A 15,316-nucleotide genomic window follows, 5' to 3' on the forward strand; every position below is an offset into this window, starting at 1 on the left:
GAGCCGGGCAGCACCGCGGGGTGCGCGGTCTGCGTGGCAACGACTACGAGGTCAAGGACCGGGCCCGCGCGCGGCGCGGGATCCCGCACTACCTGATCTTCGCCCCGTACAGGGCGCACTGCGTGACCCTGTGGAACCCCGGCCCGGACGGTTACCGGGGCCGGGGCACCATCCCGTAGGGCGGCGAGTTCACCGTCGAGACCGGCACCGGCAAGCTCGTGATCGACACCTCGGGCCCGCCCGTGGACCCTTCCGTCGTCAGACCGTGACGGCCGGGCGGGGGGCCGGGCGGCGGAAGCAGAGGGCCGTCACGATGCCCGCCACCAGACCGCACAGGTGGCCCTGCCAGCTGACGCCCGAGTCCGTCGGGAGGATGCCGGAGACGATCGTGGTGCCCCAGACGGCGGCGACGCCCACGGCCACCGCGATGCCCAGCGCCCTGCGCTCGACGAAGCCCCGTACGAGCAGGTAGCCGAAGAGCCCGAAGACGACGCCGGATGCGCCCAGCGTCATCGTGCCGGAGGGGGATATCAGCCAGGTGCCGAGGCCGTCGGCCAGCAGGATCAGGCCGCACACCGCGAGGAACCGGCGGATCCCGGACAGGGCGGCTATGAAGCCGAGGACCAGCAGCGGGACGCTGTTGGAGGCGACGTGGTCGAAGCCGAAGTGGAGGAAGGCCGCGGATACGACGCCGGTGAGGCTGTCGGGGTCGCGGGCGACGATCCCGTACTGGTCGAGGGCGTGACCGGTGACGTGGTCGACGGCTTCCAGGACCCACAGCAGGGCCACCCAGCCCAGCATCAGCTTGGCCGCGGCCTTGGCCCGGTCGGTCTGCGTCCGGCCGGTATCCACCGTCGTGCTCATCTTCGCCCCCTTCGCGGCTCCCCCCACGGGAACGTGCGGTCACCTTACTGAGTGCCCGCCGGGCGTGGCCGGATAGTCTCGGAGGTATGACAGAGCGCAATCGCACCCCGTGGGTGGTCGGGGTTTCCGGAGCGTCCGGGACGCCGTACGCGGCGGCGGTGCTCCGCGGGCTGCTCGCCGCGGGGGAGAGCGTCGACCTGGTCGTGAGCCGGGCCTCGCGCCTCACCCTGCTGGACGAGACCGGGATCGCCTTCCGCGACGCGCACTGGCGCGAGGACCTCGCGCAGTGGCTGGCACGCGGAGCCGACGGGAAGCCGGGGACCTTCGAGGACCTGGCGCAGGACGCGGACGTCCGGTACTGGGGTGCCGGGGACCTGGCCGCGGGCCCGAGTTCGGGCTCGTACCCGGTCAAGGGGATGCTCATCGTCCCCGCTTCCACGGCGTGCGTGGCGGGGGTGGCGCTCGGGCTGTCGAAGGACCTGCTCCAGCGCGTGGCGAGCGTGACGCTCAAGGAGCGGCGCCGGCTGGTGGTCGCGGTGCGGGAGACCCCGCTGAACGGGCAGACGCTGAAGCATCTGGTGGCGCTGGACGAGGCGGGCGCGGTCGTGCTGCCCGCCTCTCCGGCGTTCTACGCGGGGGCGACGCACATCCAGGATCTGGTGGACTTCGTCGCCGGGCGGGTGCTGGACGCGGCAGGGGTGCCGCACCGGCTGTACCGCCGCTGGGAGGGGGAGCTGGGAGGCTCCCGCTCCCCCCGGGGGGCAAACGGTGGTGACTAGGCCTTCTTGCGGCCCAGCGGCTTGCTGGCCTTGTCGACGCGGACGGCCGCGGCGGGCTGGTGGGCTCGGGATCGGTTGGCCAGCTCCTGGAGCTGTCGCATGTGTGCGTGGGCCATCTCGATCGTGAACACGGTGTACCACTCCTGAAGATCGTCGCTGATCTGCTGAATGAAATCGCAGGGTGTTGACCCCGCATGCCTTAGATTCTATACCTAAACTTGCAGGATCGCCGAATAATGGAAGGCTCCACGTAATGGACACGGTGGACAGGCAGCTCATCCAGGCACTCCGGGAGAACGGTCGCGCCTCGTACGCGGAGCTGGGCCGTCTCGTGGGCCTCTCCGGCCCCAGCGTCACCGACCGCATCAACCGTCTGGAGACGGCCGGCGTCATCACCGGCTACCGCGCGACGGTCGACTCGGCCTCGCTCGGCCTCGGCGTCACCGCGCTGATCGGCATCTCCCTCTCCGACGCCGCCGACCACGAGGACGTGGCCCGGCGGCTGCGCGACCTCGCGGAGATCGAGGACTGCTGGTTCATCGCCGGCGACGACTCCTACATGCTCAAGGTGCGCGCCAGCGACGTGGACGGCCTGGAGAAGATCATCCGCAAGCTCTCCGGAACCAAGGGCGTCTCGCGCACCCGCACCACCATCGTGCTCTCCACGAAGTGGGAGAACCGGGTCGGGGAGCTGCCCGAGGAAGCCTGAGAGTACGGTTGGTCAGGGTTTGCAGGACAGGCAAGAGGCATCTAGAGGAGGCGACCGGTACATGGACGCTGGGCTCAAGCGTGAGCTGGAGGAGAAGGTCCGCTCCGGCGAGCGGCTGACCCGTGAGGACGGCATCGCCCTCTACGAGTCGGACGACCTGGCCTGGCTCGGCGGCCTCGCCCACGAGGTGCGCACGCGCAAGAACGGTGACGTGGTCCACTTCAACGTCAACCGCCACCTCAACATGACCAACGTGTGCACCGCGTCGTGCGCCTACTGCTCGTTCCAGCGCAAGCCGGGCGAGAAGGACGCGTACACGATGCGCATCGAGGAGGCCGTGCGCCTGGCCAAGGCCATGGAGACGGAGAACCTCACCGAGCTGCACATCGTCAACGGCCTGCACCCGAACCTGCCGTGGCGCTACTACCCGCGCTCGCTCTCCGAGCTGAAGAAGGCGCTGCCGCACGTCTCGCTCAAGGCGTTCACGGCGACGGAGATCCACCACTTCGAGACGATCTCCGGCATGTCCGCCTCGGACATCCTGGACGAGCTGATCGAAGCCGGCCTGGAGTCCCTCACCGGCGGCGGCGCGGAGATCTTCGACTGGGAGGTCCGCCAGCACATCGTCGACCACCGCACCCACTGGGAGGACTGGTCGCGCATCCACCGTCTGGCGCACTCGAAGGGCCTCAAGACCCCTTCGACGATGCTGTACGGGCACATCGAGGAGCCGCGCCACCGCGTGGACCACGTGCTGCGCCTGCGCGAGCTCCAGGACGAGACCGGCGGCTTCCAGGTCTTCATCCCGCTGCGCTACCAGCACGACTTCGTGGACATGCAGGACGGCAAGGTGCGCAACAAGCTCCAGGCGCGCACGACGATGGCCACCGGCGCCGAGGCCCTGAAGACCTTCGCCGTATCGCGGCTGCTCTTCGACAACGTTCCGCACGTCAAGGTCTTCTGGGTGATGCACGGCGTGCAGACCGCCCAGCTCGCGCTCCAGCACGGCGCGGACGACATGGACGGCTCGGTCGTCGAGTACAAGATCACCCACGACGCGGACAACTACGGCACCCCGAACAAGCTGGGCCGTGAGGACCTGCTGGAGCTGATCCGGGAGGCCGGCTTCCGGCCGGTCGAGCGCAACACGCGCTACGAGATCATCCGCGAGTACCCCGGACCGGACGCGGACCTGCGCGAGACCCCGCAGGCGATGCGCGTCTGACCCGCGCGCGCCACGGCGCCAGAGCCGTTCCCGGCGAGTTAACCCCGGCCCATGGGCCGGGGTTTAGCTTTTCCTGGACGGGCCGATGAGGTAATGGTTAAACTCGTGCAATGACCCTTACTTTCACCCTGGATCCGGTCGTCGGACCCTCCCTGCGTGATGGAATCCTCAAGCTCTGGACGGACGTCTCCAACGCGGGCGGCGCCGTGGGCTTCGTGCCGCCGGTCACCCACGACGACGTCCGCCCCTCGCTCGCCAAGCACCTCGCCGCCGTCGCCGACGGGAGCTGCCGGCTGCTCGTCGGGCGCGACGAGGACGGCGCGGTCGCCGCGACCGCCTTCCTCACCCACAACGCGCACCGGCTTCAGCGCCACTGGCTGTGGGCCTACACGGTGATGGTCCATCCGCGCCACCAGGGCAAGGGCCTCGGGCGCGACCTCATGGCGGCGACCGAGGCCGCCGCCCGCTCGGTCGAGGGCATCGACGCCATCCGCCTGACCTGCCGCGGCGGCCTCGGACTGGAGCACTTCTACTCCTCCTGCGGCTACAAAGAGGTCGGCCGCGTGCCCGGCGCCGTCCGCGTGGCCCCGGGCGACGACCGCGACGACATCACGATGCTGCTGCCGCTGTACTGACGGCGTCCGTCCGCACCCCGGCGGGCCGCGGCCGGGCCCCGGCGTGCTTCACTGGACGGGCGCCGTGCGACGCCCGGCGTACCGACCGCGAACGCCACGACGAGAGAGAAGGGGTCACCGTGTCCCTCAAGCCGAGCGCAACGATCCGATACACCGCGATGCGCCTGGGCGTCTTCGTCGGCTGCCTCGCCGTCGTCGCCGTCCTCGTCCGGCTCGGCTGGGTGCCCGCCGGTCTCGGCGACGCCAACGGCGCCTGGGTCGTGCTGCTCGCCCTCGTCCTCTCCGCCCCGCTCTCCTTCATCCTCCTGCGCAAGCAGCGCGACGAGATGTCCGCGCAGATCTCCGGGCGCGTCGCGGGTGCGAAGGAGAAGCTCGCCGCCAACCGCAGCCAGGAGGACCAGGCGGACGACGCGGCGCGCGTCGGGTCGTAAGGCCCCAGTTGGCTTCATCACACATCGAACCGCCCCAGCACCGGGAATACCGCCCGTAACGCTGGGGCGTTGGTGTTTTCCGGGTCCGCGCAAGAGGGCCCCGCGCGCCGCTGTCTCAAAGGGCCCCTTTGAGATTCTCAAAGGAGAAGTGTTAGCGTGTTCAACATGTTGACCACAGCTGCGCACCCGATGATCACGAGCGTTCCGCTCGTGACGCGCCTGCACGTCGACCTCTGCCGCCGCGCGTCCGCGGCCTGTTGCTGTTGAGCTGAATCGATACAGCAGCGGTCCGGGCCGGCCCTTCCTGGCTGCTGCCGCACCGCAACACCACGCAGAACCACCCCCCTCACTTCGTGCGCCACCTCCGGAGAGTGTCCGTGTCCGCGACCCCACAGGCCCCTGCCAAGGCCTCGTTCAAGTTCCCCTTCTGGGCCCAGATCGTCGCCGGTCTGGCCCTCGGCGTCCTCTTCGGCTGGATAGCCCGCAGCCAGGACGTCAGCTGGCTCGCCACCACCCTGGAGAAGACCGGCGACATCTTCGTCCAGCTGCTCAAGCTGGCCATCGCCCCGCTCGTCTTCTTCGCGATCCTGGTGTCGATCACCAATCTGCGGAAGGTGAACAACGCGGCGCGCCTCGCCTCCCGCACCCTCCTCTGGTTCATGATCACCTCGCTGATCGCGGTCGGCATCGGCATCGGCATCGGCCTGCTGACGGACCCCGGCGCGGGCACCGGCCTCACCGCCGCCGACGGCAAGGACCCGAAGAAGACCGGCTCCTGGATCGACTTCCTGACCGGCATCGTGCCCACCGACATCGTCACGCCGTTCACCGAGCTGAAGGTCCTTCAGATCGTCTTCCTGGCCGTCGTCGCCGGCATCGCCGCCCTCCAGCTCGGCGCCAAGGCCAAGCCGGTCCTCGACCTCGCCGAATCCGCCCTGGAACTCCTCCAGAAGGCCCTGTGGTGGGTCATCCGCCTCGCCCCGATCGGCACCGTCGGCCTCATCGGCACCGCGATCGCCACGTACGGCTGGGACCTGATCGGCAAGTACGCCACCTTCACCGCCGACATCTACATCGGCTGCGCCCTGGTGCTGTTCGGCGTCTACCCGCTGCTGCTCGCGACGGTCGCCAAGGTCAACCCGATCCAGTTCTTCAAGGGCGCCTGGCCCGCCATCCAGCTGGCCTTCGTCTCCCGCTCCTCCGTCGGCACCATGCCCGTCACCCAGAAGGTCACCGAACGCCTCGGCGTCCCGAAGGAGTACGCCTCCTTCGCCGTCCCGTTCGGCGCCACCACCAAGATGGACGGCTGCGCCGCGATCTACCCGGCGCTCGCCGCGATCTTCATCGCGCAGATCTTCGACGTGCAGCTGGGCATCAAGGAGTACCTCCTCATCGTCTTCGTCTCGGTCATCGGCTCCGCCGCGACGGCCGGCCTGACGGGCGCGACCGTCATGCTGACGCTGACCCTCTCCACCCTGGGCCTCCCCCTCGCGGGCGTCGGCCTGCTGATGGCGATCGACCCGATCCTCGACATGATGCGCACCGCCACGAACGTCGCAGGCCAGGCCCTGGTGCCGGTCATCGTCTCGGCCCGCGAGGGCATCCTGGACAAGGAGGCCTACGCGACGGCCTCGGGCTCCCCGCTGGACGAGCCCGCCGCCCCGCCCGTCGTCGACGCCACGCCGCAGCCGGCCGCCGCGACCGCCTGAGCCGCCGGCCTTCCCCCTCGCCGCAGCCCCCGCCCCCGTCCGGGCGGGGGCTGCGGCGTTCCGTTCCCGCGGTGTCAGACCGTTCGGGCGCGGAAGTAGGCGATCGTCGCGATCAGGACGGGGGCGGCGAACCACCAGCGGCCCATCGTGCGGCGGTAGAGCGGGGTGATGGTGATCAGCAGGCCCAGCAGGCACAGGAAGACCGAGAAGCCGCCCATGAACCGGGCGTCCTCACGCACCTGGTCGTACGGCGAGTCCGGGCGCATGACCAGGGCGATGTAGCAGGCGTACACCGCGGGGACGTAGAGCACCACGAGCGGGATGCCGAGCACCCAGCGCAGGCAGCCGCGGTCCTCGGGCAGGTCGACGTCCTCGCGGGGCAGCCTCAGCCGAGCGTCTCGATACGAACCCACGCGATCACCCCCAGTACGAGCGGCGGCGCGAACCACCACGGGCCCAGCGCCCTGCGGACGGGCGGGACGAGCGTGAGCAGGATCCCGATCAGGCCCAGGAAGAGGGAGAGGAAGACGGCCGCCGCCGTCCCCTCGTAGCCCTGGTGGTCCCACTCGGCCTGCGGGCCGCGGGCCACGGCGGCGTAGACGAGGAGGGCGTTCAGCGCGTGCACGAGGGCGAGGGGGAGCCCGAACACCCAGCGCACCCACCGTCGGTCCCCGGCCGGGACGGTCGTCCCGCGGCCGTCTGTCATCGCATCGCGTCCTTCACCTTGCCGAGAGCCTCGCCGAAATCGTCGCCGTAGTCCTGGGCCTTGCCCGACTGCCAGTACGGGCCGCCGTTGTAGCGGGCGGCGATCTCCCGCATCTGGGCGTCGGTCAGCTGCTCGGCGGGCACGTCGGCGTACCCCGCCTCGGCCTTGATCTGGGCCAGGAAGCCCGCGGCGATGAACGCATTCTGCTGGGGGTCCTGCAGCGACTCCTCCACCAGGTCCCGCTGGGCGTCCGTGAGGTGCGCCGGATCGTAGCCGAGCACCTCGGCGCCCCGGCGCAGCTGGATCGCGATCGGGCCGAAGGAGGTCTCGTCGGGCGTGCCGCCCAGCCGCCAGGGAAGGTCCCGCGCCGGCACCGGGCTCAGCGGCGAGTCGGCCGCGCGCCGCACGGTGTCGGTGAGGTCGTCGGTGAACCCGTACTGGCCGCCGATCTCCTTCCAGGCGATGCCCGCCAGGAGTTCGTCCGGCACCCCGGAGTGCCGGGCGGCGGCCCGGAGGACCTCCTTGTTGTGGGAGATCCAGCGGGCCCGTTCCCCGTCGTCGCCCGGCGGGTGCCAGTAGCTGTCGTCCGCCTGCGGCAAGGACGAGATCCGCATCCGGATGTTCCGCAGCGCGGGGGACATCGCGGCGTCGCCGGGCGCCGCCGCCGTCTCCCGCTTCGGGCCGCTGCCGGGCAGGTGCGTCAGCGGGGAGGCGGCGGCCTCCGCGGCCTCCCGGCGGATGTCCGCCATCGCCGCGTACAGGTCGGGGCGCGCCCCGCCGACCGGCACCTTGAACTCGGGGAGCAGCTCGTACGCCTGCTTCAGCGCGTGCACGCAGGTGGCGCGGGCCTCCGCCTCGACGGTCCTGGCCAGGTGGAAGCTGCCGCCCGCCGCGTCGTGGAGCCGGTCCGCCTCCTCCCGGATGTCGTCGACGTCCATCGTGGCCTCGGCCAGGAAGTCCAGGAAACCGGTCGTGGCGCGCATGTCCTCCCACCGGCGCATCGGCTCGGCGGCCCGCGCGACCTTGGTGACGGCCACGCCCTTGGTGTCGATGAGCGCGGCGAGCGCCCGCTCGGTGTGCTTGCCGTTGCGGTAGTGGGACTTGGCGGTGGTGACGGCGGCGGCATAGGCGTTCAGGGCGCTCGCGGCCCTGTCGTAGCCCTCGGCCATCTGGGCGACGAGCAGGCGCGCCTCGGTGAGGCGCGCGGTGTACGCGTGGCTGCCCTCGCTCTCCCACTCGGTACGGGTCTCCGCGCGCCGGGCCGGTTCGCCGACCTGTACGAGGAGGTCGCGCAGTCGGCGGAACTCGGCGGCGTTCCGCTCGATGAGGGGCGGATTGCACTCTTCCAGGAACGCGACGTCCTCGCGGTGGCTGAGCCCGCTGCTCACTTGCACTCCGGTGGTACGTACTGCCCCGAGGAGAGGAGGCCGGCGAGGAAGGCGCGGGCGGTGTCGTCGTCCACGCGGGCGAAGGCGGTGCCGGTGGTCTTCAGACGGGTGGCGAGGCCGGCGAAGAGGGCGACGGTGTCCTTGAACTGGTCGTCGGCGAAGGCGGCGAAGCGCAGGGCCTGTGCGGCGACTTCGGTGTGGGCGCGGGGTGCGCGGGCCATGGTGCTCGCGTCGCCGTCGGGGCGGCCCTCGTGGAGGAGGGCGGCGATCTCGATCAGGAGGTTCGCGTTGCCGTTGATGGAGGAGGAGCCGGCGACCAGGGTCCCGGCGGGACCGCCGCCGCCCGTGCCGGGTGCCACGTGGTCCAGCCGCACGGCGGGAGTCTCCCCGGCCTGTTCCCCGGCCAGGGCTGCGGCTTTGTGCTCCGCCCATTCCACGTCGAACGTCATCTCGTTCCCCCCGACCTGACCCACATGTGCTGGGTCATGTGCATGCTAATACGAGGAAAACGGGCCCCCCGGTTCCGGATCCCCGATCGGTGCCGCAGGTCCGGGCCGGCCGGCCCCGGGCGTCAGTCCTGGGCGCTCCGCAGGACGACGACGCGGTCGGGCCGGCCGAGCGCTCCGGACCCGCCCCGGTGCTGCGGCGGGGCGAGTCCGTCGACGTACCGGCCGAAGAGGCCTTCCGCATGGTCCGCGAAGAGGCAGCGGTCGGCGTAGCGCCGGCCCTGGTGGTACCACTCCTGCCGGACCACCCGCATGCGCAGGACGCGCTCGAACCAGTCGGCCGCGAGCGCGGCGAGTTCGCGGGGGGTGCCGGTGGCGTCCAGTGCCAGCGGGGTGCGCGGCTCCGGCAGCCAGTAGAAGTGCTCGTCGAGGTGGTCGCCGCGGAGCGTGGAGCCGGTCAGACGCAGACCGGCGAGCGGCGGCCAGCCGTTCGGCCCGTCCCCGAGGCCCACGCAGGCCACCAGCAGCGAGTCGTCCTCGGGTTTGGCCACCCAGCTGACGGCGCGCGGGACCGTCCGGAGCGGCCACGCCGTGGCGCGTTCGCGCAGCACCGCCGTGAAGGCGCGTTCTTCGGGGCCCAGTTCGCGCTCCGTCTCGGGGTCGTCGCTCACGAACCACGGGTCTGCCGGCATGCGGTCACTGTGGCACGGGGTCGGGGTGTGCGAGACGAGGGGTCGCCGGGCCGCTGGGGACCGCGATCCGGCGTGCTCAGACGCATAGAACACTCAAGGACCGGGGGAAAGGACCAACCGACCAAACCAAACCCGGCCCGCGTCGCTCGGACGTCCGGCATTCGGCCCGGGACCGCCCGATCCGGTGTCATCCACGTCAACTCGCCGCACGCGACTCACTTCACCGTGCTCGGCAACCACCTGCTCCAGCACCCCGGGCTGTCGGCGACCGCGGTCGGGCTCGCCGCCCACATCCAGTCGCTGCCGGAGGGCACCCCGGTCGGCGTGAAGGCGCTGGCCGCCCGCTTCCGGGAGGGCGAGGTGCGGATCGCCTCCGCGCTGCGGGAGCTGGAGCGGTACGGCTACCTGGAGCGGCGGCGCGAGCGCGGAAATCCGCGCGCGGGGAAGGCGGACCGGATGCCAGGGTGCGGCAATGGCATCCCAGCATCAGGTCCGCGCCGACCACGACGCCCGCACGATCGTCGTCTACCAGGCGTACGCGCCCGCCATCGCCGACCCGGCGCTGCGGGCGGGCCGCTTCGTCGAGCCGTTCTCGTTCCACCGGATGACGTGGATCAAGCCGTCGTTCATGTGGCTGATGCACCGCAGCAACTGGGCCCGAAAGCCCGGTCAGGAGCGCGTGCTCGCGGTGCGGATGACGCGCCAGGGCTTCGAGGAGGCCCTGTCCCGGGCCGTACTCACCACCGCGGACCCGGCGGCGGTGGCCCGGGCTGCCGTGCACGTCCAGTGGGACCCGGAGCGCTCGCCGCGCGGGACGGCGCTGAACCACTACAGCATCCAGGTCGGCATCGGCCGCCATCTGATCCGTACGTTCAACGACGACTGGATCGTCAGCCTCACCGACCTCACCCCGCAGGTCCGCAAGGCCGCGTCGCTGCTGCAGGCCGGGCAGGCCGCCAAGGCCCGGAGGCTGTTTCCCGCGGAGCGCGTCTACCCGCTTCCGCCGGCGCTGGAAGACCGCCTGTGCCGAGGCGGGCCGCCTGCGCCGAGGCGGGCCGCCTGCGCCGCGCCGTACAGCACCGTGAGCCGTCGGCTGAAGGACTGTTGAACAAAGGAAGTTGATGGTGCTAGCTTCAATAGCACCATGCTGCTGAGGCTGAACACCGCTGACCACCGCCCCCTGCACGAGCAGGTCGCCGGAGCCGTGCGGCGCGCCATCGCCGAGGGCGAGTGCGCGCCCGGCGACCGGCTGCCGCCCGCCCGCGACCTGTCGCAGGCGCTGGGCGTCAACACCAACACCGTGCTGCGGGGCCTGCGCGCCCTGCGCGACGAGGGGTTGCTGGAGTTCCGGCGCGGCCGCGGGGTGACCGTGGCCGGTGGTGCGGACCGGCGCTCCGAGCTGTTGGAGCGCGTACGCGCACTGGTGGCGGACGGCGCGCGCCTGGGCTACGGCAAGGCCGATCTCATCGAAATGATCAAGGAGGTGCCATGAAGGGTGGCCGGGGCCGGGGATTAGCGGGCTGGGCGGCCGGGATACCGGTGGTGCTGGTCGCGCTGCCGATGGCGGCGCGCGGGCGGCTGCCCGACCCGCTGGCCACGCACTGGGGCGGCCCCGACGGCGCGCCTGACGGCGCCATGTCGTTCGGCGGGTCCATGGCCTTCCCGGCGGCGATCTGGGCCGTGCTGGTCCTGGGCGTCGCGGTGTTCGCCGCGGCGCGGGCCTGGGCCGCGACCGCGCTGCTGCCCGCCGGTGTGGCCCTCGCCGGTGCGCAGGCGGTGATCGTACGGGCCAACCTGGACCGGGAGGACTGGCGGCAGGCCGAACTGCCGACCGCCTGGGTGGCGGTGGCCGTGTGCGCCGCGGCCGTCCTGGCCGCCCTGGCCGGAATGCTGATCGACCGGCGGGCGCCGGGGCGGGCGCGCGGTGGCGGCGGCCCGGCGGACCGCGGCCCCGTCATGGACGTTCCCGCAGGTGAGCGGCTCGTGTGGCTCGCGCGGACGTCGAACCCGTGGCTCGGCCTGACCGCCGGTGCGCTGGGAGCCGCCGCGGCCGCCGGCGCGGTCCTCGGGGTGGGCGGGCTGGTGGCCGGGCCGGCCTGGCTCGTGGCGGCGCTCGCCCTCGGCCTCGCCGCCCTCGCGGTCCTCGCGTGTTCCTCCGTACGGGCGCGCGTCACGGGGGAGGGCCTGGAGGTGGCCTTCGGTCCGCTCGGATGGCCGGTACGGCGCTGGCCGGCGGCCGCGGTCGAGTCGGCCCGGGTCGAGGACCGCAGGCCGGTGCAGGTCGGCGGCTGGGGCTACCGGCTCAGCGGACTCGGTACGACGGTGATGCTGCGGGCCGGCGAGTGCCTGGTGGTCCGGGCCGGGGGCAGGGACTTCGCGGTGAGCGTCGACGACGCGGCACGCGGAGCGGCCCTCCTCAATTCCCTCGCGCGGTGCGGTGGCGGCGGTGGCGGAGTGGAGCGTCCGTGAAGAAGGGCTCCGGGGGCTGGTCGGACGCGGTGACCTCTCCGTAAATTACCGGCGGTAACACTTGTGTGAGCCGAGGAGTGTGCGCCGTGGAAGCGGAGCCGAAGCTGGTGGAGCCCGTCCGGACGGTCGTCGACGGAGTGGTGCGCGAGGTGCGGGTACCCGCACTCGCCGCGGCCCCCGCGCAGGGCTCCCTCGGGGACATCCCCTTCGAGAACGCCGCGCAGGCCCCGAACGAGGCCGTACTCGCCCGCAAGGAGGCCGACGGGACGTGGCGCGACGTCACGGCCGCCGAGTTCGCAGCCGAGGTCCTCGCCGTCGCCAGGGGCCTGATCGCCGAGGGGCTGCGCGAGGGCGACCGGCTCGCCATCATGGCCCGCACGACCTACGAGTGGACCCTGCTCGACTTCGCCGGATGGGCCGCGGGCCTGGTCACCGTACCGATCTACCCCACCTCCTCCGCCCTCCAGGCCCGCTGGATCATCCAGGACTCCGGCGCCGTGGCCTGCGCCGTCGAGGACACCGCACAGGCCCGCATCATCAGCGCCGAGCGGGCCAACCTGCCCTGGCTGGCCCACCTCTGGGAGTTCGACACCGGCGCGATCGGCCGACTGGTGAAGGCGGGGGAGCGCATCCCCGAAGCCCTCGTGCACGCACGGCGGGCCAACCGGACCCCGGACTCCGTCGCGACCCTCATCTACACCTCCGGCACCACCGGGCAGCCCAAGGGCTGCGTCATCACCCACGCCAACTTCTTCGCCGAGGTGGACAACTCCATCGAGCTGCTGCACCCCGTCTTCAAATCCGCCAGCAAGGACCCCGCCTCGACCCTGCTGTTCCTGCCGCTCAGCCACGTCTTCGGCCGGATGGTCGCGGTCGGCTGCCTGCGGGCCCGCGTCAAACTCGGACACGCGCCCAGCATCCGTACCGAGGACCTCCTCGCCGACCTCGCCGGCTTCCGCCCGACCTTCCTGCTCGCCATCCCCTACGTCCTGGAGAAGGTCTACAACACCGCCCGCGCCACCGCCGAGAAGATGGGCCGCGCCTCCTCCTTCGACCGGGCCGCGCGCATCGCCCGCCGCATCGGCGAGAGCGTCGAGGGCAAGGCCCCCGGGCCGGTCCTGCGCGCCGCCCGCGCCCTGTACGACCCGCTCGTCTACCGGCGGATCCGGACCGCGCTCGGCGGCCGCGTCCGCTACATCCTGAGCGGCGGATCACCGCTGGGGCGCAGACTCGCCGCCTTCTACACCGGCGCGGGCATCGAGGTCTTCGAGGGCTACGGACTCACGGAGACGACCGGGGCCAGCACCGTGACCCCGCCGCTGCGCCCCAGGCTCGGCACCGTGGGCTGGCCGCTGCCCGGCACGGCGGTACGGATCGCGCCCGACGGGGAAGTGCTGCTGGGCGGGCGGCACGTCTTCGCGGGCTACTGGAACAGCGGGCAGGCGCTCCCGTACGGCAGCTGGCTGGCCACCGGGGACATCGGGGAGCTCGACGCCGACGGCTACCTCACCATCACGGGCCGCAAGAAGGACCTGATCATCACCTCCGGCGGGAAGAACGTGGCCCCCGCGCCGCTGGAGGACTGGCTGCGGGCCCACCCGCTGGTCGGGCAGTGCATGGTGGTCGGCGACAACAGGCCCTACATCGCCGCACTGATCACCCTGGAGCCGGACGGGCTGTGGCACTGGCGCCAGATGCGGAAGAAGCAGAACGTGCCGATGCGGGAGCTCGTCCGGGACGAGGAGCTGCTCGCCGACCTCCAGCGGGCCGTCGACGAGGCGAACCAGCTGGTGTCGCGCGCCGAGTCGATCCGCCGGTTCGCCGTCCTGCCGGGCGACTTCACCGAGGCGCGCGGCCATCTGACCCCGTCGCTGAAGCTCAGGCGGGGCGCGATCGCGCGCGACTACGCCGACCGCATCGACGAGCTGTACCGGGGGCCGCGCGAGGCGTGAGCCCCCGGCGCAGGCCCGGGCGGCTACGCCCGCCCGGGGCGCTCGGGCGCGCCCCGGGAGGCGGCCCGCATGGGAACGAGCGTGCCGGTGGCGGCGCGCTCCTTGGAGTCTCCGATCACGCCGGGCGCCACGCGCAGGGCTCCCACGGCGATGGCGGCTTTGAGCAGGGCGAGACGGTGGATGCTGGTCATGACGTTCTCCTTGGCGCAGCGGGGGAGCGGTGGCGGCCGGCCGGTCTGCGGGGGCCGAACCTCGTACGACCATTGCGCCCCGCCGCCCCCACCCCGTCACGCCACTGCATCTCGTGTCTTGACAGCCCGGGCGGGGGGTGCGGGGTGTGGGGCGGGTACGGGTGCCCGCGCACTCGGCGCCTTCACCCCCGCGGCTCCACCGCTCTCGGTCGGTGGCTGCCCACCCGCCCCCATCGGTGCCGGGGTAGAGGCCGGTCGTCTGTTGGGCGGGGGCTTCGGTGGGGTCGATCTGCCGGGGCGGGATCAGAGAGGTGATGGGGGTTTCCCGTCAGTCCCATCGTCTCTCCGTGTCGGGCCGGCCCGTCAAGGGCGCTCCCTGCGGTCGCGTCACTTCGTGACGGCCTTCGGCCACCCTTGACCGCCCGTCCCGCCACGGACATACGAGGACAGCCGGGAAGCCCCCAAAGGAACGGGCCGGGTGTCCAAGACAGAGACGGGGCGTCGGAGATGCCCGGGCGGAGCCCAGGGCGCGTCCAATCGCTACGCGCTCCTGACGCATGGCGTCTGCGAGCCCCTGGGGCTGGACATAAGCCGCCACCAATCGCTGCGCGCTCCTGCGAGAGGGCGTCTGCGAGTCCCTGTGGCTGGGCATAGGCCGCCATCGATCGCTACGCGCTTCTCGCTGACGGCGTCCGGCCCTTGTCCGGGGCTGATGCGGGCGATATCGGGGGGCGGGAGGGCGATCCATCGGCTCAGCCGATGCCAACCCCCACCAAGAACACGGCGAGATCCCACCCGCCGGTACAGACATGGGTAATTGGGGCATATTGAGGGCTCTTTGGGGAGCGGATTCGCCCAGACATGGATGGGCATCGCTCCAGCCGTCATCTGACGCTTTTCCTCCCCTACGACAGGGGTGGACGCCGTCCGTGGGGTGTGGCGGAAGGTTTCTGCGGCTTGTGGCCAGCCCCAGACGGACCGCAGGCGCGTGAGGGAGAAGCGTGCAGCGATCCGGGGCGGCTTATGTCCAGCCCACGGGGCTGGCAGGCGCCGTCCGGCAGGAGCGCGTAGCGATTGGTGGCGGCTTATGCCCAGCCCCAGCGGACCGCGGACGCGTGAT

The 15,316-nt window shown here is 71.9% G+C and carries 19 protein-coding genes and 1 pseudogene; 12 read left to right on the forward strand and 8 right to left on the reverse strand.

Translation table 11 applies throughout. The features are described from left to right. Nucleotides 1-20 precede the first annotated feature (20 nt). Complete coding sequence (locus tag IG86_RS44755; protein ID WP_234379121.1) at nucleotides 21-179, forward strand: hypothetical protein; 159 nt, start codon at nucleotides 21-23, stop codon at nucleotides 177-179. A gap of 79 nt (nucleotides 180-258) precedes the next feature. Here the strand turns inward: IG86_RS44755 and IG86_RS0131630 are convergent, their stop codons facing one another. Further along, complete coding sequence (locus tag IG86_RS0131630) at nucleotides 259-864, reverse strand: rhomboid family intramembrane serine protease (protein ID WP_030831871.1); 606 nt, start codon at nucleotides 862-864, stop codon at nucleotides 259-261. 86 nt (nucleotides 865-950) lie between these two features. Between IG86_RS0131630 and IG86_RS0131635 the strand changes: the two genes are divergently transcribed. Further along, nucleotides 951-1,643 carry a UbiX family flavin prenyltransferase gene (locus IG86_RS0131635; RefSeq protein ID WP_030831869.1) on the forward strand — a complete coding sequence of 231 codons (693 nt, stop codon included), beginning with the start codon at nucleotides 951-953 and terminating at the stop codon, nucleotides 1,641-1,643. Here IG86_RS0131635 and IG86_RS45180 read toward each other — a convergent pair. After that, nucleotides 1,640-1,774: a hypothetical protein gene (locus IG86_RS45180; RefSeq protein ID WP_267886298.1), complete on the reverse strand. Its 135-nt coding sequence runs from the start codon at nucleotides 1,772-1,774 to the stop codon at nucleotides 1,640-1,642. The genes IG86_RS0131635 and IG86_RS45180 overlap by 4 nt on opposite strands. Before the next feature lie 122 nt (nucleotides 1,775-1,896). Here IG86_RS45180 and IG86_RS0131645 point away from each other — a divergent pair, with 122 nt between their 5' ends. The 5 genes from IG86_RS0131645 (at nucleotide 1,897) to IG86_RS0131665 (ending at nucleotide 6,352) form a co-directional block, all read left to right on the forward strand. Beyond that, nucleotides 1,897-2,352, forward strand: coding sequence for an Lrp/AsnC family transcriptional regulator (locus IG86_RS0131645; protein ID WP_030026281.1), 456 nt, complete (start codon nucleotides 1,897-1,899; stop codon nucleotides 2,350-2,352). A 61-nt stretch (nucleotides 2,353-2,413) separates the two neighbouring features. Further along, nucleotides 2,414-3,577 carry an aminofutalosine synthase MqnE gene (gene mqnE / locus IG86_RS0131650; protein WP_030831868.1) on the forward strand — a complete coding sequence of 388 codons (1,164 nt, stop codon included), beginning with the start codon at nucleotides 2,414-2,416 and terminating at the stop codon, nucleotides 3,575-3,577. Between the two features lie 110 nt (nucleotides 3,578-3,687). Next, nucleotides 3,688-4,212 (forward strand): GNAT family N-acetyltransferase, encoded by a 525-nt coding sequence (locus IG86_RS0131655; protein WP_030901485.1) that lies wholly within the window; start codon nucleotides 3,688-3,690, stop codon nucleotides 4,210-4,212. A 158-nt stretch (nucleotides 4,213-4,370) separates the two neighbouring features. Continuing rightward, nucleotides 4,371-4,643: a DUF4229 domain-containing protein gene (locus IG86_RS0131660; RefSeq protein ID WP_037943371.1), complete on the forward strand. Its 273-nt coding sequence runs from the start codon at nucleotides 4,371-4,373 to the stop codon at nucleotides 4,641-4,643. A 371-nt stretch (nucleotides 4,644-5,014) separates the two neighbouring features. Next, complete coding sequence (locus IG86_RS0131665; protein WP_030831865.1) at nucleotides 5,015-6,352, forward strand: dicarboxylate/amino acid:cation symporter; 1,338 nt, start codon at nucleotides 5,015-5,017, stop codon at nucleotides 6,350-6,352. A gap of 74 nt (nucleotides 6,353-6,426) precedes the next feature. Here IG86_RS0131665 and IG86_RS0131670 read toward each other — a convergent pair whose 3' ends face one another. From IG86_RS0131670 to IG86_RS40290, 5 genes are all read right to left on the reverse strand, one after another. Further along, nucleotides 6,427-6,765 carry a hypothetical protein gene (locus tag IG86_RS0131670; RefSeq protein WP_053634391.1) on the reverse strand — a complete coding sequence of 113 codons (339 nt, stop codon included), beginning with the start codon at nucleotides 6,763-6,765 and terminating at the stop codon, nucleotides 6,427-6,429. Then, the gene (locus IG86_RS0131675; RefSeq protein ID WP_030901490.1) at nucleotides 6,738-7,058 is read right to left on the reverse strand and encodes a hypothetical protein; all 321 of its coding nucleotides are present in this window, start codon (nucleotides 7,056-7,058) and stop codon (nucleotides 6,738-6,740) included. Before IG86_RS0131675 ends, IG86_RS0131670 begins: the two co-directional genes overlap by 28 nt. After that, nucleotides 7,055-8,446 (reverse strand): hypothetical protein, encoded by a 1,392-nt coding sequence (locus tag IG86_RS0131680; RefSeq protein WP_030901491.1) that lies wholly within the window; start codon nucleotides 8,444-8,446, stop codon nucleotides 7,055-7,057. Before IG86_RS0131680 ends, IG86_RS0131675 begins: the two co-directional genes overlap by 4 nt. Further along, nucleotides 8,443-8,895: a hypothetical protein gene (locus IG86_RS45185; RefSeq protein WP_267886297.1), complete on the reverse strand. Its 453-nt coding sequence runs from the start codon at nucleotides 8,893-8,895 to the stop codon at nucleotides 8,443-8,445. The genes IG86_RS0131680 and IG86_RS45185 overlap by 4 nt, the downstream gene beginning before the upstream one ends. A gap of 122 nt (nucleotides 8,896-9,017) precedes the next feature. Then, nucleotides 9,018-9,584, reverse strand: coding sequence for a hypothetical protein (locus IG86_RS40290; protein ID WP_030831854.1), 567 nt, complete (start codon nucleotides 9,582-9,584; stop codon nucleotides 9,018-9,020). A 159-nt stretch (nucleotides 9,585-9,743) separates the two neighbouring features. On the opposite strand from IG86_RS40290, the pseudogene IG86_RS44765 reads away from it, so the two are divergent. From IG86_RS44765 to IG86_RS0131710, 5 genes and pseudogenes are all read left to right on the forward strand, one after another. After that, nucleotides 9,744-10,010: pseudogene (locus IG86_RS44765) on the forward strand (helix-turn-helix domain-containing protein); the annotation flags it as partial. 46 nt (nucleotides 10,011-10,056) lie between these two features. Beyond that, complete coding sequence (locus IG86_RS0131695; protein WP_078848565.1) at nucleotides 10,057-10,692, forward strand: DUF4291 domain-containing protein; 636 nt, start codon at nucleotides 10,057-10,059, stop codon at nucleotides 10,690-10,692. Between the two features lie 36 nt (nucleotides 10,693-10,728). After that, entirely contained in the window at nucleotides 10,729-11,076 is a 348-nt protein-coding gene (locus tag IG86_RS0131700; RefSeq protein ID WP_030901493.1) for a GntR family transcriptional regulator, read from the forward strand. Further along, nucleotides 11,073-12,053 (forward strand): SdpI family protein, encoded by a 981-nt coding sequence (locus tag IG86_RS0131705; protein ID WP_045937255.1) that lies wholly within the window; start codon nucleotides 11,073-11,075, stop codon nucleotides 12,051-12,053. The genes IG86_RS0131700 and IG86_RS0131705 overlap by 4 nt, the downstream gene beginning before the upstream one ends. A 77-nt stretch (nucleotides 12,054-12,130) precedes the next feature. After that, nucleotides 12,131-14,005 (forward strand): AMP-dependent synthetase/ligase, encoded by a 1,875-nt coding sequence (locus IG86_RS0131710; RefSeq protein ID WP_030831843.1) that lies wholly within the window; start codon nucleotides 12,131-12,133, stop codon nucleotides 14,003-14,005. Between the two features lie 23 nt (nucleotides 14,006-14,028). Here IG86_RS0131710 and IG86_RS43290 read toward each other — a convergent pair whose 3' ends face one another. After that, nucleotides 14,029-14,196 (reverse strand): hypothetical protein, encoded by a 168-nt coding sequence (locus tag IG86_RS43290; protein ID WP_157854943.1) that lies wholly within the window; start codon nucleotides 14,194-14,196, stop codon nucleotides 14,029-14,031. Between the last annotated feature and the right edge of the window lie 1,120 nt (nucleotides 14,197-15,316).

Origin of the sequence: Streptomyces virginiae, from assembly GCF_000720455.1 — a bacterium.
In the GTDB taxonomy this organism is placed as follows: Bacteria; Actinomycetota; Actinomycetes; order Streptomycetales; family Streptomycetaceae; genus Streptomyces; species Streptomyces virginiae.